Below are 2,785 nucleotides of genomic sequence, written 5' to 3'. Positions count from 1 at the left end.
CGGGCGCCGAGGTCAGCGTGGTGGCGGTGTCAGCCCGGTCGACCGTCTGCGTCCCGGTGCCCGTCGAACCGGTGAAGTCGGCATCACCGTGATAGGTGGCCGTGCTGAGGTAGACACCGGCCGGCAGCGCGACACTCGCCGTCGCCACCCCGCCGACCAGCGGCACATCGATACTGGTTCCGGTACTCAGCGTGAACGACACCGTGCCCGTCGGAACGCCCGCGCCCGGCGCCACCGGAGCCACCACCGCGGTCCCGGTGAACGCCTGCCCCGACACCGACGGGTTCGGCACATTGGTCAGGGTGGTGGTGGTCGCCGCCTGGCCGACGCTCTGGCTCGCGCTGCCGCTCGTGCCGCTGAAGTTGGCGTCGCCGCCGTAGGAAGCGGTGATGGTGTGGCTGCCGACTCCCAGCGTGCTGGTGGTGAAGCTCGCGGTGCCGCCGCTCAGCGGAACGGTCACCGTTCCGCCGCCGGCACCGCTGACGGCGAACGTGACATCGCCGGTCGGGGTGCCGGTTCCCGGCGAGACGGGCGCCACGGTGACGGTGACGGTGACCTCCTGCCCGAACACCGAGGGGTTGGGCGACAGGGTGACGGTCGCCGTCGTCGCGGCCTGGGTGACGGTCTGCGTCTCGCTGCCGGTGGAGGGGTTGAAGTCGGTGTCGCCGCTGTAGTCCGCGGTGACCGTGTGGGCACCGGCCTGAAGGGTGTCGATGGTGGCGGTGGCGGTGCCGCCGGCGCTGACCGGCACGGTCACCGTTCCGCCGCCGGGGCCGCTGACGGCGAACGTGACGCTGCCGGTCGGGGTGCCGGCGCCCGGCGCGACGGCGCTGACCGCCGCGGTGAGGGTGACGGTCTGGCCGGTGACGGACGGGTTCGGTGCGGAGGTGACGGTGGTGATGGTGTTCGCGGCGTTGACGGCCTGGGTGGTGCTGCCGCTCGACGGGTTGAAGTTCGCGTCTCCGCTGTAGGCGGCGGTGATGGTCTCGGTGCCGACCGGGAAGGGCGCGGTGGTGGTGAACGTCGCCGCGCCGGTGGCATCCAGCGGCACGGTGTGGCTCTGGCCACTGCTGGTGGTGAACGTCACCGACCCGGTGGGCACGCCGACGCCCGGCGCCACCGGCGCGACCATCGCACTGACGGTGACCGGCTGGCCGAAGACGGACGGGGCCGGGCCGGACGTGACCGTCGTGGTGGTGTCCGCCGGGTTGACGACCTGGGTGGTGCTGCCGCTGGAGGAGGTGAAGTTCGCGTCACCGTTGTAGGTGGCGGTGATGAGCTCCTCGCCCGCGGAGAACGGCACGCTGGTGGTGAACGTGGCGGTGCCCGTGCCGTCCAGTGCCACGGTGCGGGTCAGGCCGCTGCTGGAGGTGAACGTCACGGTGCCGGTGGGGATGCCGGCGCCCGGTGCCACCGGGGCGACCACCGCGCTGATGGTCACCTGCACCCCGTACACCGACGGGTTCGGCGCGCTGGTGACCGTGGTGGTGGTCGCCGCCAACGCCACGGTGTGCGTGGAACTCCCGCTGGACGGTGCGAAGTCGGTGGCACCGCTGTACGTCGCGGAGACGGTGTGGCTGCCCGCGGGCAGGGCGGTGCTGGTGGTGAAGGTCGCGGTGCCGCTCGGGTCCAGGGGCACGGTCGCGGTCTCGCCGCCGCTGATGGTGAAGGTCACGCTGCCGACCGGGATGCCGGCGCCGGGCGCGGGCGACGCCACGGCCGCGGTGACGGTGAACGGCTCCCCGAAGGCCGAGGGGTTGGGGGAGGTGGTGACGCTGGTGGTGGTCGGCGCCTGGAGCACCAGTTGGGTGGTGCTGCCGCTGGAGGGGTTGAAGGTGGGGTCGCCGCCGTAGGAGGCGGTGACGTTGTGCAGGCTGGCGCCGAGGGTGCTGGTGGTGATCGTGGCGGTGCCGGTGGCGTCCAGGGTGGCGGTGAAGGTGCCGCCGCCCGCGCCGGTGACGGTGAACACCACCGTGCCCGTGGGGACACCGGTGGCCGGCGGCACCGCCACCACGGTCGCCGTCAATGTCACCGCCTGGCCGAAGACGGCCGGGTCCGGCGTGGAGACCACGGTGGTCCTGCTGGACGGCTGGCTGACCACGCTGTGACTGGTATCGCCGCTCGACGAGGCGAAGTCGGCGTCACCGCCGTAGACCGCGGTGACGGTGTGGGTGCCGAACCCGAGGGTGTCGGTGGTGGCGGTGGCCACCCCGTTGGCATCGAGGGTGGCGGTGATCGTGCCGCCGCCCGCTCCGCTGAGGGTGAACGTCACCGTGCCGGTGGGCGTTCCGGCGCCCGGCGGGACCGGGCTGACCACCGCGGTGAGCGTCACCGGCTCGCCGAAGTCGGTGGGGCTCGGCGAGGAGGTGACCGAGGTGGTCGTGGACGCCTGGTTCACCGTCTGGGTGTTGGTGGCCGTGGCGGTGGTGAAGTTGGTGTCGCCGTTGTAGGTGACGGTGACGGTGTGGCTGCCGGCGCCCAGGGTGGGGACGGTGACACTCGCCGTGCCGCTGCCGGAGAGAGTGCTGGTGAAGATGCCGCCGCCGGGACCGCTGATGGTGAAGGTGACGGTACCGGTGGGGGTGCCGGTCCCGGGCGGGGTGACCGTGGCGGTGAAGGTCACCGCCTGACCGAACACCGAGGGGTTCGGTGCGGAGACGACCTCCAGGACCGGAGTGGCCTGCCCGACGGTCTGGGTGTCGGTGCCGGACGACGACCCGTTGAAGTGCGCGTCACCGCCGTACGTCGCCGTCACCGTGTGCCCGCCGACCGCCAGCGTGCTGGT

General features: G+C 72.6%; 1 protein-coding gene. It reads right to left on the bottom strand.

Annotated elements, in window-relative coordinates:
- A partial coding sequence (locus ACWDD7_RS37475; protein WP_450460690.1) for a beta strand repeat-containing protein occupies positions 1-2,785 on the bottom strand: 2,785 nt, incomplete at both ends.

The sequence above is a fragment of the Streptomyces sp. NPDC001056 genome (assembly GCF_053598955.1).
The sequence above is the reverse complement of the archived record's forward strand: the minus strand, read 5'-3'. Positions and strand labels throughout refer to the sequence as shown.